Below are 22,126 nucleotides of genomic sequence, written 5' to 3' on the forward strand. Positions count from 1 at the left end.
AAATCGACCGTGGGCGCCGCGAACCGGTTTGGTCATGGCATAATCCGACACCATTTTTTTCCAGCACCTGTAAAGGGGGCAATTCCTTGACCGTTTCAAGTAAAACGTTGCACCTTTTCGGCATCAAAGCCTGCGACACCATGAAAAAGGCGCGCACCTGGCTTGATGAACACGCTGTCGCCTATGACTTTCACGACTACAAGACCGCCGGTATCGACCGTGAACACCTGACCCAATGGTGTGACGAGCACGGCTGGCAAACGGTGTTGAACCGCGCAGGCACGACCTTTCGCAAACTCGACGACGAACGTAAAGCCGATCTCGACCAAGCAAAAGCCATCGAACTGATGCTCGCCCAACCCTCGATGATCAAGCGCCCGGTGCTCGATCTCGGTGACCGAACCCTGATTGGCTTCAAGCCAGATATCTACGCGGCCGCTCTGAAGTAAGCAGCCCGTCACTCTTTGTAGAGGTATTCACATGTCCAACTCTCTGTTCAGCATCGCCTTCGGTGTCGGCACGCAAAACCGTCAGGGCGCCTGGCTCGAAGTGTTTTACGCACAGCCACTGCTTAATCCTTCGGCCGAACTGGTCGCTGCTGTTGCGCCGATCCTCGGTTACACCGAAGGCAACCAGGCCATCACCTTCACCACCGCACAGGCTGCGCAACTGGCTGAAGCAGTCAAAGGCATTGACGCCGTTCAAGGCAAACTGCTGACCCGTCTGGCCGAGAGCCACAAGCCACTGGTCGCTACTTTGCTGGCTGAAGACGCGCAACTGACTTCCACGCCTGAGGCGTATTTGAAGCTGCATCTGCTGTCGCACCGTCTGGTCAAGCCGCACGGCGTAAGCCTGGCCGGGATCTTCCCGCTGCTGCCGAACGTTGCATGGACCAGCCAGGGCGCAATCGACCTGAGCGAGCTCGCGGAAATGCAACTCGAAGCGCGTCTGCGTGGCGAGCTGCTGGAAGTGTTCTCGGTGGACAAGTTCCCGAAAATGACCGACTACGTGGTACCGGCCGGCGTGCGTATCGCTGACGCCGCGCGTCTGCGTCTGGGTGCTTACGTGGGCGAAGGCACCACCGTGATGCACGAAGGTTTCATCAACTTCAACGCCGGCACCGAAGGCCCGGGCATGATCGAAGGCCGCGTGTCGGCTGGCGTCTTCGTCGGCAAGGGTTCGGACCTGGGCGGCGGTTGCTCGACCATGGGCACCCTGTCGGGCGGCGGCAACATCGTGATCAAGGTTGGCGAAGGCTGCCTGATCGGCGCCAACGCCGGTATCGGTATTCCGTTGGGCGACCGCAACACTGTCGAGTCGGGCCTGTACGTGACCGCCGGCACCAAGGTTGCGCTGCTGGATGAACACAACAATCTGGTTAAAGTTGTGAAGGCGCGTGAACTGGCCGGCCAGACTGACCTGCTGTTCCGTCGCAATTCGGAAACCGGTGCGGTGGAATGCAAAACCCACAAATCGGCGATCGAGCTGAACGAAGCGCTGCACGCTCACAACTAAGCAGCACATTGATCACCTGTGGGAGCGAGCTGGCTCGCGAAGGCGTCCTTGACGTCGCCAAAAGCTTCGCGAGCAAGCTCGCTCCCACAGGGTCAGGCGTATAACCCATGATGATTCCTTCTCCCTGGCGCGCCGATTTCCCGGCCATCGCCGCCCTGCAACGGCAAGACCAGACCTATCTGGACAACGCCGCCACCACCCAAAAACCTCAAGCCCTGCTCGACGCGCTGACGCATTACTATGCCAACGGCGCGGCCAATGTGCACCGCGCACAACACCTGCCCGGCGCCCATGCCACCCAGGCGTTCGAAGACAGTCGGCTGAAAGTTGCGCAATGGCTGAATGCCGGTGACAGCGGACAGATCATCTTTACCCACGGCGCCACCAGCGCGCTGAATCTCCTGGCTTATGGCCTGGAACATCTTTTCCAGCCGGGCGATGAAATTGTCATCAGCGCCCTGGAGCATCACGCCAATCTGCTGCCGTGGCAGCAACTGGCACAACGTCGTCAACTGAAACTGGTGATCCTGCCACTGGACGCCGACGGTTTGATCGACCTCGCGGCCGCTGTGCACCTGATTGGCCCGCGTACGCGCTTGCTGGCGGTCAGTCAGTTGTCCAACGTGCTCGGTGCCTGGCAACCCTTGCCGGCGCTGCTGGGCATGGCCAAGGCGCACAACGCGCTGACCGTGGTCGATGGCGCGCAAGGTGTGGTTCACGGTCGGCATGACGTGCAGGCACTGGGTTGCGACTTCTACGTATTTTCCAGCCATAAGCTGTACGGCCCCGATGGCCTCGGCGTGCTGTTCGGGCGCAACACTGCGCTCGAGCAGCTGAAGCCGTGGCAGTTCGGTGGCGAAATGGTCCTGGAAGCCAACTATCACGACGCACGTTTCCGCCCTGCTCCGCTGGGTTTTGAGGCGGGCACGCCGCCGATTGCCAGCGTGATCGGCCTCGGTGCGACCCTCGACTATCTGGCCGGGCTGGATCAGGAAGCGGTGTCGGCGCACGAAGCGGCACTGCATGACTATCTGTTGCGCGGCCTCGCAGCGCGTAATGGCATTCGTCTGCTGGGCAAACCGCAACTGGCACTGGCCAGTTTTGTCGTTGAAGGCGTGCACAACGCCGATCTCGCGCACCTGCTGACCGAGCAAGGCATTGCCGTGCGTGCGGGTCATCACTGCGCGATGCCACTGCTGAAGCGTTTCGAGTTGGCAGGGGCGATTCGGGTGTCGCTGGCGCTGTACAACGATTCCGAGGACCTGGAACGGTTCTTCGAAGCGCTGGATCAGGCGCTGGAGTTGTTGCGATGAGCTTGCCGATAGAGGCCGCCGAGGCGCTGCAAACCTTTCAGGATGCCGCCGGTTGGGAACAGCGGGCGCGGTTGTTGATGCAGTTTGGTGATCGTCTGCCGCCGTTGAATGACGCGGACAAGTGCGATGCCAACCGGGTACATGGCTGTGAAAGCCAGGTGTGGCTGGTCGGCGCGTTACAGGATGGCCACTGGCAGTTCGCAGCGAGCAGCGATGCACGGATGATCCGAGGGTTGGTGGCGTTGCTGCTGTTGCGAGTCAATGGCCTGACCGCTAATGAGTTGCAGCAAGTGGATTTGCCGGACTGGTTCAGTCAGTTGGGGCTGTCGCGGCAGTTGTCGCCGTCGCGCAGCAATGGCCTGAATGCTGTGCTCAAGCGGATGAATGAGTTGGCAGGTTGATCGCCTTCGCGAGCCTGCTCGCGAAGGGGCCATCACTGGCAACCTCAAACCTGAGGTTTGACCCGCTCCGCCGGGCGCCGAACACCCGCCACAATCTTGTCCACAGCCTTGGTCGCCGCAACCATCCCGAACGTCGCCGTGACCATCATCACCGCGCCAAACCCGCCCGCGCAGTCCAGCTTCACGCCGTCGCCGACAAAACTCTTCTGCAAACAAATGCTGCCGTCCGGTTTCGGATAACGCAGTTGCTCGGTGGAGAACACGCACGGCACGCTGTAATGACGGGTCACGGTGCGCGAGAAACCGTAATCACGGCGCAATGTCGAGCGCACTTTCGAGGCCAGCGGATCGTTGAATGTGCGGTTGAGGTCACAGACCTGAATCAGCGTCGGATCAATCTGCCCACCCGCGCCACCGGTGGTGATGATCTGAATCTTGCGGCGCTTGCACCAGGCGATCAGCGCCGCTTTGGCATTGACCGCGTCGATGCAGTCGATCACGCAGTCGATGTTCGGCGTGATGTATTCGGCCATGGTCTCGCGGGTGACGAAATCCGCCACGGCGTGCACCGTGCAATCCGGGTTGATCCCGCGCAGACGCTCGGCCATCACCTCGACCTTGGGTTTGCCGACGGTGCTGTCCAGTGCGTGCAACTGGCGGTTGGCGTTGCTGACACAGACGTCGTCGAGGTCGAACAGCGAAATCTCGCCCACGCCACACCGCGCAATGGCTTCCGCCGCCCAGGAACCGACGCCACCGACGCCGACGATCGCCACATGGGCCGCGCGCAAGCGCTCCATGCCTTCGATGCCATACAAACGGGCGATGCCTGCAAACCGCGGATCTTCTGTACTCATGACCATTACCCCAAAAACCGGCGCGCATTATAGGGCTACGCAGCCACAAGTTTTAAGTTTCAAGCGACAAGTGTAAGAACTTAAGTCAACGGCACGTGCCCAATGTGAGTAATTTCCCCGTCCGTTGTACGACTGGCGAACTACCGGTGTAGGATGCGCGCCCCTTTGGCGTATAGCCTACCGATCCTTCGTTCCACAGCCTTTGGAACCCGAAACAGCTATGTCATCGCGTAAATTTGGTCTCAACCTGGTGGTGGTTCTGGCAATCGCCGCCCTGTTCACTGGTTTCTGGGCGCTGATCAATCGCCCGGTCTCTGCGCCCAATTGGCCGGAACAGATCTCCGGTTTCTCTTATTCACCCTTCCAGCAGGGACAGTACCCACAGAAGGACCAGTATCCGTCCGACGACGAGATGCGCCGCGACCTCGAGATCATGAGCAAGTTGACGGATAACATCCGCATCTACTCGGTCGACGGCTCCCTGCAAGACATTCCGAAACTGGCTGAAGAGTTTGGTCTGCGCGTGACTTTGGGGATCTGGATCAGCCCCGATGAAGAGCGCAATGAGCGGGAAATCACTCGCGCCATCGAACTGGCCAACACGTCGCGCAGTGTCGTTCGCGTGGTGGTCGGTAACGAGGCGATCTTCCGTAAGGAAATCACCGCTGAACAACTCAGCGTACTGCTCGACCGGGTTCGTGCTGCGGTGAAAGTGCCGGTCACCACGTCCGAACAGTGGCACGTCTGGGAAGAACACCCGGAACTGGCCAAGCACGTTGACCTGATCGCCGCGCACGTTCTGCCTTACTGGGAATTCATCCCGGTCGACAAGGCCGGCCAGTTCGTCTTCGACCGTGCCCGTGACCTGAAAAAGATGTTCCCGAAAAAACCGCTGCTGCTGTCCGAAATCGGCTGGCCGAGCAACGGTCGCATGCGCGGTGGCGCTGATGCGTCGCCGGCGGATCAGGCGATCTACCTGCGTACGCTGGTCAACAAACTCAACCGTCAGGGCTTCAACTACTTTGTGATCGAAGCGTTCGACCAGCCGTGGAAGGCCAGCGACGAAGGTTCTGTCGGCGCGTATTGGGGCGTGTTCAACGCCGCGCGCCAGCAGAAATTCAATTTCGAAGGCCCGGTGGTCGCGATCCCGCAGTGGCGCGTGCTGGCGGTCGGCTCGGTGGTGCTGGCGCTGTTGTCGCTGACGTTGCTGATGATTGATGGCTCGGCGCTGCGCCAGCGCGGCCGAATCTTCCTGACCTTTATCGCCTTTCTTTGCGGGTCGGTGCTGGTGTGGATCGGTTATGACTACAGCCTGCAATACAGCACGTGGTTCAGTCTGACGGTGGGTTTCCTGCTGGCGCTCGGTGCGTTCGGGGTGTTCATCGTGTTACTCACCGAGGCCCATGAACTGGCTGAAGCGGTGTGGATTCACAAACGTCGACGCGAATTCCTGCCGGTAGTGGGTGATTCGGACTACCGCCCGAAAGTGTCGATCCATGTGCCGTGCTACAACGAACCGCCGGAGATGGTCAAACAGACCCTCGACGCCTTGGCGGCCCTCGATTACCCGGACTACGAAGTCCTGATCATCGACAACAACACCAAGGACCCGGCGGTGTGGGAGCCGGTGCGCGACTACTGCGAAACCCTCGGCCCGCGCTTCAAGTTCTTCCACGTTTCGCCATTGGCCGGGTTCAAGGGCGGCGCGCTGAATTACCTGCTTCCGCACACCGCCAAGGATGCCGAAGTGATCGCGGTCATCGACTCCGACTACTGCGTGTCGCCGAACTGGCTCAAGCACATGGTGCCGCACTTCGCCGACCCGAAAATCGCCGTGGTGCAGTCGCCGCAGGATTACCGCGACCAGAACGAAAGCACCTTCAAGAAGCTCTGCTACGCCGAGTACAAAGGCTTCTTCCATATCGGCATGGTCACCCGTAACGACCGCGATGCGATCATCCAGCACGGCACCATGACCATGACTCGCCGTTCGGTTCTGGAAGAGTTGGGCTGGGCCGACTGGTGTATCTGCGAGGATGCCGAACTCGGTCTGCGCGTATTCGAAAAAGGCCTGTCGGCGGCGTATTGCCACGACAGCTACGGCAAGGGCCTGATGCCGGATACGTTCATCGATTTCAAGAAGCAGCGCTTCCGCTGGGCCTACGGTGCGATTCAGATCATCAAGCGCCACACCGGCAGCCTGCTGCGCGGCAAGGACACCGAATTGACTCGCGGTCAGCGCTACCACTTCCTTGCGGGCTGGTTGCCGTGGGTCGCGGACGGCATGAACATCTTCTTCACCGTCGGCGCGCTGCTGTGGTCGGCGGCGATGATCATCGTGCCGCAACGGGTCGATCCGCCGCTGCTGATTTTCGCGATCCCGCCGTTGGCGCTGTTTGTGTTCAAGGTTGGCAAGATCATCTTCCTGTACCGTCGCGCCGTTGGCGTGAACCTCAAGGATGCGTTCTGCGCCGCGCTGGCCGGGCTGGCGTTGTCGCACACCATCGCCAAAGCGGTGTTGTACGGTTTCTTCACCAGCAGCATTCCGTTCTTCCGCACGCCGAAAAACGCTGATAACCACGGTTTCTGGGTGGCGATCTCCGAAGCACGCGAAGAGCTGTTCATCATGCTGCTATTGTGGGGCGCGGCGCTGGGGATCTATCTGGTCAATGGCATGCCGAGCAACGACATGCGTTTCTGGGTGGTCATGTTGCTGGTGCAGTCGCTGCCGTATCTGGCGGCGCTGATCATGGCGTTCCTGTCGTCGCTGCCAAAACCGGCGGCGGCGCCTGAGCCGGCACCGGCCGTCTAATTCCTTATCGATGCACTAAACGGCGGCCAATGGTCGCCGTTTTGCTTTAAGATAACCGCCATTTTGCGGGGCTTGGCGTGATAACCGGTCTTACTGACCGAACGCAATCCCCTGTGGGAGCGAGCCTGCTCGCGAAGGCGTTGTAACAATCACCGATTATGTTGACTGACACACCGCCTTCGCGAGCAGGCTCGCTTCCACATTGGCCCTTGCCCAATTTCAAGTTTTCGGAGTTTTCCATGACGGCCCACGCCGACCTTTCGCCGACCCTTCAACTCGCCATCGATCTGATCCGCCGTCCATCCGTGACGCCGGTCGACGCCGACTGCCAGAAGCAGATGATGCAGCGCTTGGGCGATGCCGGTTTCAAACTGGAGCCGATGCGCATTGAAGACGTGGATAACTTCTGGGCCACCCACGGCAACAACGATGGCCCCGTGCTGTGTTTCGCCGGTCACACCGACGTGGTACCGACCGGTCCGGTGACTGCCTGGCAGATCGACCCGTTCAACGCGCTGATCGATGAACACGGCATGCTTTGCGGCCGTGGCGCGGCGGACATGAAGGGCAGCCTGGCGTCGATGACCGTCGCCGCCGAGCGCTTCGTCACCGACTACCCGAACCACAAAGGCAAGGTCGCGTTCCTGATCACGAGCGACGAAGAAGGCCCGGCGCACCACGGCACCAAGGCTGTGGTTGAGCGTCTGGCCGCACGTAACGAGCGTCTGGACTGGTGCATCGTCGGCGAACCGTCGAGCACCACCCTGGTCGGCGACGTGGTGAAAAACGGCCGTCGCGGCTCGCTGGGTGCCAAGCTCACCGTCAAAGGCATTCAGGGCCACGTGGCCTATCCGCATCTGGCCAGGAACCCGATCCACCTCGCCGCGCCGGCGCTGGCCGAACTGGCCGCCGAGCACTGGGATCACGGCAACGATTTCTTCCCGCCGACCAGTTTCCAGATTTCCAACGTCAATTCCGGCACCGGCGCGACCAACGTGATCCCGGGTGATCTGGTGGCCGTGTTCAACTTCCGCTTCTCCACTGAATCGACTGTTGAAGGCCTGCAGAAACGCGTTGCCGACATCCTCGACAAACATGACCTGGACTGGCACATCGACTGGGCGCTGTCCGGCCTGCCGTTCCTCACCGAGCCGGGCGCACTGCTCGACGCGGTGTCGGCGAGCATCAAGGACATCACCGGTCGCCAGACCAAGGCTTCGACCAGCGGCGGCACCTCCGACGGCCGTTTCATCGCGACCATGGGCACGCAAGTGGTTGAACTGGGCTTGGTCAACGCGACCATTCACCAGGTCAACGAGCGTGTGCTGGCGGCCGATCTCGATGTACTGACCGAGATTTACTACCAGACCATGATCAAGTTGCTCGCCTGATGCTCGCGTGCCCGATCTGCAGTGAGCCGCTGAATGCGGTGGACAACGGCGTGGCCTGCCCCGCCGGGCATCGTTTTGACCGTGCGCGGCAGGGTTACCTGAACCTGCTGCCGGTGCAGCATAAAAACAGCCGCGATCCTGGCGACAATCAGGCGATGGTCGAGGCCCGCCGTGATTTCTTGAACGCCGGGCATTACGCGCCGGTGGCCAAGCGTCTGGCCGAGCTGGCGGCGAGTTACGCGCCGGCACGCTGGGTCGACATCGGTTGTGGTGAGGGTTACTACACCGCGCAGATCGCCGATGCGCTGCCGGATGCCGATGGCTACGCACTGGATATCTCGCGTGAAGCCGTCAAACGCGCCTGCAAACGCAATCCGCAATTGACCTGGTTGATCGCCAGCATGGCCCGCGTGCCATTGGCGTCGGGCAGCTGCCAGTTTCTCGCCAGCGTCTTCAGTCCATTGGATTGGGAAGAAGCCAAACGCCTGCTGAGCGTCGGTGGCGGATTGATGAAAGTCGGCCCGACCAGCGGCCATCTGATGGAACTGCGCGAAAGCCTGTACGACGAAGTGCGCGAATACACCGACGACAAGCATCTGGCCCTGGTGCCGCAAGGCATGGCGCTGGCGCACAGTGAAACCCTGGAATTCAAGCTGACGCTGGACAAGCCGCAGGATCGCGCCAACCTCTTGGCGATGACACCCCACGGCTGGCGCGCCAGTGCCGAGCGTCGTGCGGCAGTGATCGAGCAGGCCGAGCCGTTCGAGACCACTGTGTCGATGCGCTACGATTATTTCGTTCTTCAATAACTATTGGTCTCGGGCACATGCCCGGGGCCGGCTAAATCCGCGAATGGATTTTTCAGACCCGCAGTGAGGACATCCATGCGCCAACCGGACATCGAGATTTACCTGAAAGACGCCGACGTCGACCACAAGGCCATCTCCGCCTGGCTCGGCGCCGCGCTGGGCCCGTGCACCGACTGGGTACAGAAAGGCCAGACCTACAAGTGCAAGGCCGGCAACGTCCCGGTCACCTGGCTGCCAAAAGCCGTGGGCAAGTGGAACAGCCTGTACCTGGAAAGCGACCAGACCCCGTGGGACGACGACATCGCCTGCGCCCGCGCAGCCTTTGCCGCGCTGAACGTCGAAGTGCGTTGCGCGCCGGGCACGTGGGTTGAGGAAGAAGGTGAGGAGACGGCGGATCGCTGGATGCGCATCAGCGAAGACGGTGAAGAAGAGATCACCTGGAAAACGGCGTAAAAGCAGCTACAAGCTACAAGCTGAAAGCCTCGAGCTGACCGCTTGTAGCTTGTAGCTTGTAGCTTGTAGCTTGTAGCTTGTAGCTTGTAGCTTGTAGCTCAAGCCTACAGCCCGACTACATCCTCAGCCTGCAAACCCTTCTCTCCCGTCACCACGGCGTACTCGACCTGCTGACCTTCCGCCAGCGAGCGGTGCCCTTCGCCACGAATTGCGCGGTAGTGCACGAACACGTCCACCCCGTCTTCGCGCTGAATAAAGCCGTAGCCCTTGGCGTCGTTGAACCACTTCACGTTGCCGGTTTCACGTGCTGCCATCTGTTCATACTCCTTTTTTATTATTGGACAGGCTTTTCGCAGGAAAGCCTTTGAGGAACGCCAGCCTGCGTCCGACGGCCATTAAAGGGCCGCGACGACAGACCGCCGAGTATATGACAGGCGCAAAAACTCTCAACAGGAGATTACTTCGCCGCTTTTTTGCCGATTTTCGATGAATACGGCAAACTAGGGGGCGTTCTTCATGAGTTTTCGCGCCGCGTTGTCGCCTTAAAGCGGACCAGGCAAGGCGCAGGCCGCTGGGAATGGTTGTTCCCTTTCCAAGGACTGCAACGCAGCCTGGTCCGCTTTAAGGCACAACCCGAAGGGCCGCGCCTGCTGTTGTGCAGGGCTGCGTTGCTCGAAGCTTGTTTGGAATGACCAAACCACGCTTCTCGCGCCTTGCCCTGCACAGCAGCAGGCACGGCGCGGCACGAAAACTCATGAAGAACGCCCCCTGCCCACCCGAGCAAACGCTCGGTTTTATCCACTCACGCAGAAGCCGTATGACCCGTTCCCCGTTCCGCCGTCTTGTGTTTGGCACCTTGCGCCGACTGTTGTACCTCTGGGTTCGCTCGGAGACCATCAACCAGTCGTCGTTCACCCTCAACCTTGACCGCAGTCGTCCGGTGTTCTACGTCCTGCAAAACCCTTCGCTGACCGATCTGGCCGTGCTCGACACCGAGTGCACCAAGGCCGGCCTGCCACGGCCAGTGCTGGCGGTGTCGGTGGGTAATCTGCTGGAGCCGGCGGCGTTCTTTTACCTGACGCCGGACCCGGACTGGCTCGGCCGTCAGGACAAACGCGGTGCGCCGCCGACCCTGACCCGACTGGTCAGCGCGTTGAGCCAAAACGCCGCCGAAGATGCGCAGATCATCCCGGTCAGCGTGTTCTGGGGCCAGTCGCCGGACAGCGAATCGAGCCCGTGGAAGCTGCTGTTCGCCGACAGCTGGGCGGTCACCGGGCGCCTGCGTCGACTGCTGAGCATCATGATTCTCGGGCGCAAGACCCGCGTGCAATTCTCCGCGCCAATCCACCTGCGCGAACTGATCGATCACAACAAGGGCCACGAGCGCACCGTGCGCATGGCCCAGCGAATCCTGCGCGTGCACTTCCGCAATCTCAAAGCCGCCGTTATCGGTCCGGACATTTCCCACCGGCGCAATCTGGTCAAAGGCCTGCTCAACCAACCGCTGGTCAAGCAAGCGATCCTCGACGAAGCCGAACGCGAAAACATTTCGCCGGAAAAAGCCAAGGCCCAGGCCCTGCGCTATGGCAACGAGATCGCCTCGGACTACACCTACACCGCGATCCGCTTTCTTGAAGTGGTGCTGAGCTGGTTCTGGAACAAAATCTACGACGGCATCAAGGTCAACCACATCGAAGGCGTACAGAACGTCGCGCAGGGTCACGAAGTGATCTACGTGCCGTGCCACCGCAGCCACATCGACTACCTGCTGCTCTCGTACTTGCTGTTCCGCAACGGCCTGACCCCGCCGCACATCGCCGCCGGGATCAACCTGAACATGCCGGTGATCGGCAGCCTGCTGCGTCGTGGCGGCGCGTTCTTCATGCGCCGCACGTTCAAGGGCAACCCGTTGTATACCTCGGTGTTCAACGAATACCTGCACACGCTGTTCACCAAAGGTTTCCCGGTCGAGTACTTCGTCGAGGGCGGCCGCTCGCGTACCGGGCGCATGCTGCAACCGAAAACCGGGATGCTCGCGATCACCATGCGCAGCTTCCTGCGCTCGTCGCGGATGCCCATTGTGTTCGTACCGGTGTACATCGGTTACGAGCGGGTGCTGGAAGGTCGTACCTACCTCGGTGAACTGCGCGGCGCGAGCAAGAAGAAAGAGTCGATCTTCGACATCTTCAAAGTCATCGGCGCACTCAAGCAGCGCTTCGGTCAGGTCGCGGTCAACTTCGGCGAACCGATCAAACTGGCGGAATTCCTCGACAGCGAGCAGCCGGACTGGCGCCAACAGGAACTCGGTCCGCAATTCAAACCGGCGTGGCTCAACGAAACCACGCATCGCCTCGGCGAAAAAGTCGCGCAGCATCTGAACGAAGCGGCGGCGATCAACCCGGTGAATCTGGTCGCGCTCGCCCTCCTGTCGACCACACGCCTGGCGCTGGACGATCGGGCGATGGCACGCGTGCTGGATCTGTACCTGGCGCTGCTGCGCAAGGTTCCCTACTCGCCGCACACCACGCTGCCCGAAGGCGATGGCCGCGCGCTGATCGAGCATGTGAAGGACATGGACCTGCTGTCCGAGCAGAATGATGCGCTGGGCAAGATTCTCTATCTCGACGAGCAGAATGCCGTCCTGATGACCTACTACCGCAACAACGTGCTGCACATTTTCGCGCTGCCGTCGCTGCTGGCGAGCTTCTTCCAGAGTACTTCGCGCATGAGCCGCGATCAGATCCTGCGCTACACCCGCGCCCTGTACCCGTACCTGCAATCGGAGTTGTTCATCCGCTGGACGCTGGACGAACTCGACGCCGTGGTCGATCAGTGGCTGGAAGCGTTTGTCGAGCAAGGTCTGCTGCGCTTCGAGAAAGAGGTGTACCTGCGCCCGGCGCCAAGTTCGCGGCACTTCGTGTTGCTGACCCTGCTATCGAAAAGCATCGCGCAGACCTTGCAGCGCTTCTACATGACCGTGTCGCTGCTGCTCAACGCCGGGCAGAACACCATCAGCGCCGAAGAGCTGGAAGACCTGTGCACCGTCATGGCCCAGCGCCTGTCGATCCTGCACGGCCTCAACGCGCCGGAATTCTTCGACAAGAGCCTGTTCCGCCATTTCATCCAGACCCTGCTCGACCTCGACGTTTTGCGTCGCGACGAAGCCGGCAAACTGAGCTATCACGAACTGCTCGGCGAACTGGCCGAAGGCGCAGCCAAACGCGTGCTGCCGGCGGAGATTCGCTTGTCGATCCGTCAGGTGGCGTTGCATCGCAGTGAAGATGCGGCCGACCAGACCACCACTCAGCCCGAGACCTGATGCAAACCCTGTGGGAGCGACGATTCGACTTGCTGGCGAATGCGCAATGCCAGTCGACATCTCCAGTGACTGAAGCACTGTTTTCGCGAGCAAGCTCGCTCCCACACTGAAAGGAGTACACCATGAAAAAACTGACCATTCTCGCAGCCGCCACGCTGCTCAGCGCCTGCCAATCGACCACACCCGCCGGCAAGGCCAGCCTCGACGGCGAAGTGTTCTACCTGCAACGCATCGCCCTGCCACCGAGCGCGACCCTGAGCGTGAGCCTGCAAGACGTATCGCTGGCCGACGCCCCGGCCGTGGTGCTCGATGAACAGAAAGGCCCGGTCAAAGGTCAGGTGCCACTGCCATTCCACTTGACCTACGATCCGGCGCAAGTCAAACCCGGCCACCGCTATTCGGTCAGCGCACGCATCGAGGTCAACGGTGAACTGATGTTCATCACCACCGAAAACCACGCCGTGCAACTCGACGGCAACGATCCACAGCCGCTGAAAATCCGCGTCGACGCCATTCGCTAATTGCCTATCAAGGAAGCTGCCATGTTCCGCCCTACCCTTCGCTTCGCCGGCCTGTGCGCGGGCCTGATGATCTCCGCCAACGTACTGGCGCTGTCGCTCGCCGACCTGTCGCAGCAAGACGCCGCCGGCGGCCTCAAGGATGCCCTGACCCAAGGCGCGCAACTGGCCGTCAAACAATTAGGTACCCCGGGCGGTTTCTCCAACAACCCTGACGTGAAAATCGAACTGCCGGGCAAACTCGGCAAAGCCGCCAGCAAGATGAAAGCCTTCGGCATGGGCGCCCAGGTCGAAGAGCTGGAAACCGCCATGAACAAAGCCGCGGAAACTGCCGTAACCCAGGCCCAGCCGATCCTCGTCGACGCCGTGAAGAAAATGAGCGTCACCGACGCCAAAGGCATCCTCAGCGGCGGCACCGACTCGGCCACCCAATACCTGGACAAATCCAGCCGCGAACAAATCCGCGCCAAATTCCTGCCCATCGTCAAACAAGCCACCGACAAAGTCGGCGTGGCACAGAAATACAACGCCTTCGCCGGCCAAGCCGCGACCTTCGGCGTTGTCGACGCGAAAAGTGCCAACGTCGAAAACTACGTCACCGAGCAAGCGCTCAATGGTTTGTTCGAAATGATCGGCAAACAGGAAGAAACCCTGCGCAAGAACCCGGCCGCTGCGGCGACGGGACTGGCGAAGAAGGTGTTCGGCACGTTGTAAGTTCTGAACGACAAAAAGCCCGCTGAACCTCACAGGTCCAGCGGGCTTTTTGTTGGGCGTCAGGTTTGCGGATCGACTTGATCGAGGACGCGGTTCACCGACAGCTCTGCGAGGAATCATTTGAAATACCCAGAAGGTGATTACACGTCGGGCCACTCAGGGTGAACGCCAGTTCCGTGACCATGATATTGGCTGAGGCCAACGTTTCACAGGCGTGAGCGAGTAGTGTTTCGGAATCGACTTCGGGGAGGACAGTGAAGATCGTGCTGGGATGATTAATGGGTTTGGGCGGGATCGGTCGGCTGTCAGGCCGCCTTCGCGAGCAAGCTCGCTCCCACAATTTGGGCTCGGGGCATTCAGATAGAAAACTGGAAGCCTGTCAGGACGCCATCGCTGGCAAGCCAGCTCCCACAATCAGTACCGCGCGCATTCGGGCAGAGATCGGTCGGCTGTCAGGCCGCCTTCGCGAGCAGGCTCGCTCCCACAATTTGGGCTCGGGGTAGTCAGATAGAAAACTGGAAGCCTGTCAGGACGCCATCGCTGGCAAGCCAGCTCCCACAATCAGTACCGCGCGCATTCGGGCAGAGATCGGTCGGCTGTCAGGCCGCCTTCGCGAGCAAGCTCGCTCCCACAATTTGGGCTCGGGGCATTCAGATAGAAAACTGGAAGCCCGTCAGGACGCCATCGCTGGCAAGCCAGCTCCCACCATTTCGGGCGCGCGCATTCAGGCAGAGATCGGTCGGCTGTCAGGCCGCCTTCGCGAGCAAGCTCGCTCCCACAATTTGGGCTCGGGGCATTCAGATAGAAAACCGGGGTCTGTCGGACGCCATCGCTGGCAAGCCAGCTCCCACCATTTCGGGCGCGCGCATTCGGGCAGAGATCGGTCGGCTGTCAGGCCGCCTTCGCGAGCAAGCTCGCTCCCACAATTTGGGCTCGGGGCATTCAGATAGAAAACCGGGGTCTGTCAGGACGCCATCGCTGGCAAGCCAGCTCCCACAATTTCGGCCGCGCGCATTCAGGCAGAGATCGGTCGGCTGTCAGGCCGCCTTCGCGAGCAGGCTCGCTCCCACAGAAAAACAAAAGCAAAAACAGCACACCGTATGACTCACACCGCATCGCTCTTAACCACTCAACAGGATGAGCGTTAGCTCGGCTGCAGCTCTTGATCTTGCCGTACCGGCCCCTTCGGCAGGCTGAGTGGAGGGATTGATCCGGGGGTGGGCGCGAAGCGCCGTTCGACGAAGTCGAATACATCGAAAGGAGGTGCAGCGAAGCAAACCGGAAGCGATGCCCCCGGATCAATTCCGGAGCGAAGGAACCCCGAGCCCCAGCGAGCGGGCCGAACGCCGGGGCCCAGACCTTTGGTTCCTTTGGGGCGTTTGCCAAAGGGACTCGCTGTAAGAGCGAAACCGCCAGCGGCAACACCCGCAGAAACGGATATACCCCCAACCCCCCCAGAGCATGGTCGGCCCAAAGGCCGCCAAGCCCCAAGAAGATCACCCCTCCCGACGAACCCTGAACCAAGCCGCATACAGAGCAGGCAAAAACAACAGCGTCAGAGCCGTAGCCACAATCAACCCGCCCATGATCGCCACCGCCATCGGTCCAAAAAACACACTGCGCGACAACGGAATCATCGCCAGAACCGCCGCCAGCGCCGTCAACACAATCGGCCGAAAACGCCGCACCGTCGCCTCGATAATCGCCTGCCAAGGCTTCAAACCCGAGGCAATATCCTGCTCGATCTGATCCACCAGAATCACCGAATTGCGCATGATCATCCCCGACAGCGCAATCGTCCCCAGCATCGCCACAAACCCGAACGGCTGACGGAACACCATCAAAAACAACGTCACCCCGATCAACCCCAACGGCGCCGTCAAAAACACCATCACCGTGCGCGAGAAGCTACGCAGTTGCACCATCAGCAAGGTCAGCACCACGACAATAAACATCGGCACACCGGCATTCACCGACGCCTGCCCGCGCGCCGAATCCTCCACTGTACCGCCGACATCCAACAGATAACCGTCCGGCAATTCAGCGCGAATCGGATCCAGCGTCGGCATGATCTGCTTCACCAGCGTCGCGGGCTGCTCCTTGCCATAAATGTCCGCACGCACGGTCACGTTCGGCAGACGATTACGGTGCCAGATGATGCCTTCTTCAAAACCATATTCGAGCGTGGCGACCTGCGACAACGCCACACTGCGACCGTTATCAGTCGGTACCGCCAGGCTCGGCAACAACGACAACTCGGTGCGCTCATGCACCGTGCCGCGCAGCAGAATCTCGATCAATTCGTTGTCTTCGCGATACTGACTGACGCTCGATCCGGTTAACGAACTTTGCAGGAATTTCGCCAGATTGGCCGTACTCACCCCAAGTGCCCGAGCGCGATCCTGATCGATATTCAGGTACACAACCTTGCTCGGTTCTTCCCAATCCAGATGCACATTGGCCACATGCGGGTTCTCGCGCACCTTGGCCGCCACCTTGCGCGCCAGCGCGCGGACTTCTTCGATGTGTTCACCCGTGACGCGAAACTGCACCGGATAGCCAACCGGCGGGCCGTTTTCCAAACGCGTGACGCGCGAACGCAGTGCCGGGAATTGCTCGTTGAGCGTACTGATCAGCCAGCCCCGCAACGCCTCACGTTCTTCGATGTTTTTCGCCAACACGACAAACTGGGCGAAGCTCGCTGCCGGCAGTTGCTGATCCAGCGGCAGGTAGAAACGCGGTGATCCGGTGCCGACATACGCCACATAGTTGTCGATACCGGCGTGCTCCTTGAGCATCGCTTCCAGGCGTTTGACTTCGCCAGTGGTATTGGCCAGCGACGCACCCTCGGCCAGTTTCAGATCGACCATCAATTCCAGCCGATTGGAGGCCGGGAAGAACTGCTGCGGCACGAAACGAAACAACACCACCGAGGCGATAAACAGCCCGACTGTCAGCACGATCACGGTTTTGCGGTGCGACACGCACCACTCCACCAGACGTCGAACCCGCTGATAGAACGGCGTGCCATACGGGTCCGCCTGGCCATCGGCAGTGCCATGTTTAGCCGCATGAATTTTCGCCAGATCCGGCAGGAGTTTTTCCCCCAGATACGGCACGAACACCACCGCCGCCACCCATGAAGCGAGCAACGCAATCGTCACAACCTGAAAAATCGAACGGGTGTATTCGCCAGTACCGGACTGCGCCGTGGCAATCGGCAGGAAGCCTGCGGCGGTGATCAACGTACCGGTCAGCATCGGGAACGCGGTACTGGTCCAGGCGAAGCTTGCCGCGCGAATGCGATCGAAACCCTGCTCCATTTTGATCGCCATCATTTCCACGGCAATGATCGCGTCATCCACCAGCAGCCCCAACGCCAGCACCAGCGCACCGAGGGAGATCTTGTGCAGGCCGATGCCGAGGTAATACATGCAGGCGAAGGTCATCGCCAGCACCAGCGGAATGGTCAGCGCCACGACCATGCCGGTACGCACGCCAAGGGAGAAGAAACTCACCAGCAACACGATCGCCAGCGCCTCGACCAACACTTGAACAAACTCGCCGACCCCGGTTTTCACCGCTGCTGGCTGGTCGGAGACTTTGCGCAATTGCATGCCGACCGGAAGGTTTTTCTGGATCCGCGAGAACTCGCCTTCCAGTGCCTTGCCGAGCACCAGAATGTCGCCGCCGTCCTTCATCGCCACGGCCAGACCAATCGCGTCTTCAGCCATGAAGCGCATGCGCGGCGCCGGCGGATCATTGAAACCGCGACGCACGTCAGCGACATCGGAGATACGGAACGTCCGGTCGCCGACGCGGATCGGGAAGTTCTTGATCTCGTCGACTGTCTGGAAATTCCCCGTGACCCGCAGCTGCAAGCGCTCGCTGCCGGTCTCGAAGAAGCCAGCGGTGGACACCGCGTTCTGCTCTTCCAGCGCCTGTTGCACTGCCGCCAGCGGCAAACCGAGGGTAGCGAGTTTGACGTTGGACAGCTCGACCCAGATCTTCTCGTCCTGCAAACCAAGCAAGTCGACCTTGCCGACATCCTTGACTCGTTGCAGCTGAATCTGGATGCGGTCGGCGTAATCCTTGAGCACGGCGTAGTCGAAACCGTCGCCGGTCAGCGCGTAGATATTGCCGAAGGTCGTGCCGAATTCATCGTTGAAAAACGGCCCCTGAATCCCCGGTGGCAAAGTCTGGCGAATGTCGCTGACCTTTTTGCGCACCTGATACCAGAGCTCGGGAATGTCCTTGGAATGCATCGAGTCGCGAGCAATGAACGTGACCTGAGATTCGCCGGGACGCGAGAACGACACGATGCGTTCGTACTCGCCGGTTTCCATCAGTTTCTTTTCAACGCGCTCGGTCACCTGACGCGAAACCTCCTCTGCCGTCGCGCCCGGCCAGCGGGTCTGGATGACCATGGCTTTGAAGGTGAACGGCGGGTCTTCGCTCTGGCCGAGCTTGGTGTAGGACAAGGCACCGACGATGGCCAGCAAAAGCATCAGGAACAGTACGATCTGGCGATTACGCAGCGCCCATTCAGAAAGGTTGAAGCGCATCGGGGCTTACTCCTTGTCCGCCAGATTGACCACACGGTTGGAGCGATCAACGGGTCGCACCTGCTGACCTTCGAGCAGTACATGCACACCAGCGGCGACCACCCAATCATTGGCGTTCAAGCCTTCGAGCACCGGCACGACTTTCTCGCCGAACGGGCCGACACGCACCGGGGTTTTCTTCAACGTGTTGTTGGCGCCAACGACCCAGACGTAGGTCGCGCCATTTTCAGCGGTCAGCGCCGAGAGCGGCACCGACAGCGACACCGCATCGGCCGATTGCACGAACACCCGGGCGCTCTGGCCCAGTTCGGCCGGGACCTTGCCGCTGGTAAAGGAAATTCGCGCGGCGAAGGTGCGCGATCTTGGGTCGGCAGACGGCGACAGCTCACGAATCTGCCCGGCGAAGCGCTGATTCTGCTGGGTCCAGAGTTCCACCGACACCGGTTGCCCGACCTTGAAGCGGCCGAAGCTCTGCTCCGGCAGGCTGATCAGCACTTCACGTTCGCCATCGGTGGCGAGGGTAAACACGGTTTGCCCGGCGGCGACCACTTGCCCTACTTCGACCGAACGTTTGGCCACCACGCCATCCTGTGGCGCGCGCAGCACGGCGTAACTGGCCTGGTTGGTCGAGACGTTGAATTCGGCTTTGATCTGCTTGAGCCGGGCTGCGCCCGAGCGGTAGAGGTTTTCGGCGTTGTCGTAGGCGGAGCGGCTGACCATCTGCCGATCCATCAGGGTTTTATAGCGGTCGCGCTCGGCACGGACGAGGTTGAGATTGGCTTCAGCGGCGGAAACCTGAGCGCGGGTGGCTTCCAGTTGCAGGCGCACGTCCTGCGGATCGAGTTCGGCGAGAGGTTGGTCTGCCTTCACGCGCTGACCTTCGTCGACCAGTCGTCGGCTGACTTTGCCGCCAATGCGGAACGCCAGATCGGGTTCGTAGCGGGCACGCACCTCGCCCGGATAACTTTCCATCGCCTGCGCCGAAGGCTGTGGCTGCACCACCATGGCCGGTCGTACGGTGACTTGCGCCGCCTCTTCCTGGCCGCACGCGGACAATAAAAAAACCAGACTGACTGGCAATGCAAATGGCCACGTGAGGTGCAGTGCATGGCGGAACATGATGACGGACCTTTCGCTAATGGTGCTTGGAATAATTATACTGGCGGGTATGTTATTAATAGCAAACTCACCAGTCCAGTAATAAAAGCGAAGAATGTCGAACAATCTTTCAGCTCCAAACGGCCCGGGCCGCCCCAAGGATCTGGCCAAGCGCCAAGCCATCCTCGATGCGGCGAAAATTCTGTTTCTGAGTCATGGCTACGCCAACACCAGCATGGACGCAGTCGCCGCCGAAGCGGGGGTGTCTAAACTGACGGTCTACAGCCATTTCAACGACAAGGAGACGCTGTTTTCTGCCGCCGTGATGGCCAAATGCGAGGAGCAATTGCCGCCGCTGTTCTTCGAATTACCGGCCGGCATCGCCGTGGAAAAGGTGTTGCTGAACATTGCCCGAGGCTTTCATCAGCTGATCAACAGCGACGAATCGGTGAATCTGCATCGCCTGATCATGGCGCTGGGCAGTCAGGATCCGAAGCTTTCGCTGATCTTCTTCGAGGCAGGCCCGCAGCGCATGGTGCAGGGCATGGAGCGGCTGTTGACGCAGATCCATGACAGCGGCGCGCTGAGCATTGATCTGCCTCGCAATGCGGCTGAGCATTTTTTCTGCCTGATCAAGGGCGCGGGCAATTTCCGCTTGTTGTATGGCTGTGGTGAGCCGTTGGGTGAGGAAGCTTCAGAGAGCCATGTGCGGGAAGTGGTGGGGTTGTTTATGCGAGCTTACAGACCCTGATTTTGCAGCGTTTGGGCCGGCGTCTTCGCGAGCAAGCTCGCTCCCACAGTGGATCTGCGTTGTTCATAAATCCCATGTGGGAGCGAGCTTGCTCGCGAAGGGGGCGACTCGGAATTATGGTTTGAGCGCTTTTTTCGGGTAGATGTCATACCGGCTGGACTTGCCATCCAGCGCATGACTCGGCTTCGGCCCCTCAATACACGGTGCCTTGCGCGGGCGTTTGACCACCACGCGGTGCGTCGCCAGCGCCAGCGCCGCTTCGAGCAACGCAGGCGCATCCGGATCATCGCCGACCAGCGGCCGAAACAGGCGCATTTCCTTCTTCACCAGTGCGGTTTTTTCGCGATGGGGAAACATCGGGTCGAGGTAGATCACCTGCGGCGGCTCGCCTTCCCAGTGGCGCATGACCTCGATGGAGTTGCCCTTGAGCAACCTCATCCGCGCCACGATCGGCGCCACATCGAAATCCTCCGCCGCCCGCGCCAGACCATCCTCCAGCAAGGCACCGATCAGCGGCTGACGCTCGATCAGGCTCATCTCGCACCCCAGACTCGCCAGCACGAACGCATCCTTGCCCAGACCCGCCGTCGCATCCAGCACCCGCGGGCGCACGCCTTGAGCGACGCCGACAGCCTTGGCAATCATCTGCCCGCTGCCACCGCCGTATAGCCGACGATGCGCCGCGCCACCCTCGACGAAGTCCACGCGCACCGGCCCCGGCGCGTCCGGCCCCAGTTGTTGCAGCTGCAAACCCTGCTCGCCGACCTGCAAGGCAAACTCGCCGTCGACCCCTTCCAGCGGCAGGCCCAGGCGCTCGGCCCACTGCTCGGCTTGGGGGGCGTATGTCGGGCCGAGAGCTTCGACATGGATGCGGCAGGCCGCGGGTTGCTCAATCATGGAAAACACGCTCAAAAATTTAAGGATCGGCAAAAACCGCCGATAACTCATTCAACGCGCATTTTGCCAGAGCTGAGCGTCAACCGAAAAAAATGTCAGGCATTCTTCCCACATCGATTGGCTACATCTCGCCCCATGGCGATTTCAGCCGTCATAACACTCAAGCACTGAGCGGCGTCAGCCACCTGTGGCAGGATTTCTTTGCCCAGGCGATGGCCGAGCAGACGAGTGATGTGGTGCCGGCCTGCGGCACGTTTCCCCCGGTTGACCTGACCAGCCCGGAAGAACCGACCGTCGGCAGCGAACTGCACGCACATATCATCAGCCAGCGCGAATGCGATGTGGTGGAAACTCAGGTGCGTCCGCCAGAGCCGCTGTTCCTGCCGATCGCCGAGTTCGAAATGGAGCTGCTGGACAAACCGTTCCCACCGTTCCCGCCAGAAGAAATCAAGGCTCAACAAGGGCAGCAGGACTTCGACAGCAGTTGGGTTCGTCCGATCGTGATCAACAACGGTCAACCGATTCCGGAACCGGGTGCCGCGCCGCAGAAGCGTCCGCTGTATTTGCCGATTGCCGAGTTCGACCTGGACCTGCTGCAAAAGCCTTACCCGCCATTCCCGCCGGAAGAAATCGTCGAGCAGCAGAAAGCCCTGGACTTCGATAACGGCTGGGCACGCCCGATTGTTCTGCAGAACCTGCGCATCGCCGCTTAA

At 60.6% G+C, this 22,126-nt stretch carries 18 protein-coding genes and 1 pseudogene; 13 read left to right on the plus strand and 6 right to left on the minus strand.

The features are described 5' to 3' along the window. The first annotated feature begins 140 nt into the window (after positions 1-140). The 4 genes from AB4P91_RS26950 to AB4P91_RS26965 all read left to right on the plus strand — a co-directional run bounded on the left by AB4P91_RS26950 (position 141) and on the right by AB4P91_RS26965 (position 3,229). Complete coding sequence (locus AB4P91_RS26950) at positions 141-449, plus strand: arsenate reductase (protein WP_230679665.1); 309 nt, start codon at positions 141-143, stop codon at positions 447-449. A 31-nt stretch (positions 450-480) separates the two neighbouring features. Continuing rightward, positions 481-1,515: a 2,3,4,5-tetrahydropyridine-2,6-dicarboxylate N-succinyltransferase gene (gene dapD, locus AB4P91_RS26955; protein ID WP_003222105.1), complete on the plus strand. Its 1,035-nt coding sequence runs from the start codon at positions 481-483 to the stop codon at positions 1,513-1,515. Between the two features lie 107 nt (positions 1,516-1,622). After that, entirely contained in the window at positions 1,623-2,828 is a 1,206-nt protein-coding gene (locus tag AB4P91_RS26960; protein ID WP_395604041.1) for an aminotransferase class V-fold PLP-dependent enzyme, read from the plus strand. After that, positions 2,825-3,229, plus strand: coding sequence for a SufE family protein (locus tag AB4P91_RS26965; protein WP_150687721.1), 405 nt, complete (start codon positions 2,825-2,827; stop codon positions 3,227-3,229). The genes AB4P91_RS26960 and AB4P91_RS26965 overlap by 4 nt, the downstream gene beginning before the upstream one ends. Before the next feature lie 44 nt (positions 3,230-3,273). Here the strand turns inward: AB4P91_RS26965 and tcdA are convergent, their stop codons facing one another. Next, positions 3,274-4,092, minus strand: a complete 819-nt coding sequence (tcdA, locus tag AB4P91_RS26970; RefSeq protein ID WP_042557865.1) for a tRNA cyclic N6-threonylcarbamoyladenosine(37) synthase TcdA — start codon at positions 4,090-4,092, stop codon at positions 3,274-3,276. Between the two features lie 214 nt (positions 4,093-4,306). Between tcdA and AB4P91_RS26975 the strand changes: the two genes are divergently transcribed. The 4 genes from AB4P91_RS26975 (at position 4,307) to AB4P91_RS26990 (ending at position 9,551) form a co-directional block, all read left to right on the plus strand. Continuing rightward, positions 4,307-6,898 carry a glycosyltransferase gene (locus AB4P91_RS26975; RefSeq protein WP_395604042.1) on the plus strand — a complete coding sequence of 864 codons (2,592 nt, stop codon included), beginning with the start codon at positions 4,307-4,309 and terminating at the stop codon, positions 6,896-6,898. Between the two features lie 239 nt (positions 6,899-7,137). Next, positions 7,138-8,289 (plus strand): succinyl-diaminopimelate desuccinylase, encoded by a 1,152-nt coding sequence (dapE, locus tag AB4P91_RS26980; RefSeq protein WP_395604043.1) that lies wholly within the window; start codon positions 7,138-7,140, stop codon positions 8,287-8,289. After that, entirely contained in the window at positions 8,289-9,098 is an 810-nt protein-coding gene (locus AB4P91_RS26985; protein WP_395604044.1) for a putative RNA methyltransferase, read from the plus strand. The genes dapE and AB4P91_RS26985 overlap by 1 nt, the downstream gene beginning before the upstream one ends. 75 nt (positions 9,099-9,173) lie before the next feature. Next, a complete protein-coding gene (locus tag AB4P91_RS26990; protein WP_150594540.1) occupies positions 9,174-9,551 on the plus strand; it encodes a hypothetical protein in 378 nt (125 codons plus the stop codon). A gap of 104 nt (positions 9,552-9,655) precedes the next feature. On the opposite strand, the gene AB4P91_RS26995 is transcribed toward AB4P91_RS26990, so the two are convergent. Beyond that, positions 9,656-9,865, minus strand: a complete 210-nt coding sequence (locus AB4P91_RS26995; RefSeq protein WP_150687717.1) for a cold-shock protein — start codon at positions 9,863-9,865, stop codon at positions 9,656-9,658. A 503-nt stretch (positions 9,866-10,368) separates the two neighbouring features. On the opposite strand from AB4P91_RS26995, the gene plsB reads away from it, so the two are divergent. The 3 genes from plsB (at position 10,369) to AB4P91_RS27010 (ending at position 14,102) form a co-directional block, all read left to right on the plus strand. Then, positions 10,369-12,870, plus strand: coding sequence for a glycerol-3-phosphate 1-O-acyltransferase PlsB (gene plsB, locus AB4P91_RS27000; protein ID WP_395604045.1), 2,502 nt, complete (start codon positions 10,369-10,371; stop codon positions 12,868-12,870). Between the two features lie 122 nt (positions 12,871-12,992). Next, positions 12,993-13,391 (plus strand): YbaY family lipoprotein, encoded by a 399-nt coding sequence (locus tag AB4P91_RS27005; RefSeq protein WP_395604046.1) that lies wholly within the window; start codon positions 12,993-12,995, stop codon positions 13,389-13,391. 21 nt (positions 13,392-13,412) lie between these two features. After that, positions 13,413-14,102 carry a DUF4197 domain-containing protein gene (locus AB4P91_RS27010; RefSeq protein WP_395604047.1) on the plus strand — a complete coding sequence of 230 codons (690 nt, stop codon included), beginning with the start codon at positions 13,413-13,415 and terminating at the stop codon, positions 14,100-14,102. Positions 14,103-14,161: 59 nt separating this feature from the next. Here AB4P91_RS27010 and AB4P91_RS27015 read toward each other — a convergent pair. From AB4P91_RS27015 to AB4P91_RS27025, 3 genes and pseudogenes are all read right to left on the minus strand, one after another. Beyond that, positions 14,162-14,442: pseudogene (locus tag AB4P91_RS27015) on the minus strand (DUF6124 family protein). 1,156 nt (positions 14,443-15,598) lie between these two features. Continuing rightward, positions 15,599-18,667, minus strand: coding sequence for an efflux RND transporter permease subunit (locus AB4P91_RS27020; protein ID WP_395604048.1), 3,069 nt, complete (start codon positions 18,665-18,667; stop codon positions 15,599-15,601). A gap of 6 nt (positions 18,668-18,673) precedes the next feature. After that, the gene (locus tag AB4P91_RS27025) at positions 18,674-19,786 is read right to left on the minus strand and encodes an efflux RND transporter periplasmic adaptor subunit (RefSeq protein WP_150594545.1); all 1,113 of its coding nucleotides are present in this window, start codon (positions 19,784-19,786) and stop codon (positions 18,674-18,676) included. Between the two features lie 94 nt (positions 19,787-19,880). Between AB4P91_RS27025 and AB4P91_RS27030 the strand changes: the two genes are divergently transcribed. Beyond that, entirely contained in the window at positions 19,881-20,516 is a 636-nt protein-coding gene (locus tag AB4P91_RS27030) for a TetR/AcrR family transcriptional regulator (RefSeq protein WP_150594546.1), read from the plus strand. Positions 20,517-20,630: 114 nt separating this feature from the next. On the opposite strand, the gene AB4P91_RS27035 is transcribed toward AB4P91_RS27030, so the two are convergent. Further along, positions 20,631-21,413: a class I SAM-dependent methyltransferase gene (locus AB4P91_RS27035; protein ID WP_150594547.1), complete on the minus strand. Its 783-nt coding sequence runs from the start codon at positions 21,411-21,413 to the stop codon at positions 20,631-20,633. 92 nt (positions 21,414-21,505) lie between these two features. Here AB4P91_RS27035 and AB4P91_RS27040 point away from each other — a divergent pair, with 92 nt between their 5' ends. Beyond that, entirely contained in the window at positions 21,506-22,126 is a 621-nt protein-coding gene (locus AB4P91_RS27040; RefSeq protein ID WP_042560794.1) for a hypothetical protein, read from the plus strand.

Origin of the sequence: Pseudomonas sp. B21128, from assembly GCF_044218865.1 — a bacterium.
Classification (GTDB): Bacteria; Pseudomonadota; Gammaproteobacteria; order Pseudomonadales; family Pseudomonadaceae; genus Aquipseudomonas; species Aquipseudomonas iridis.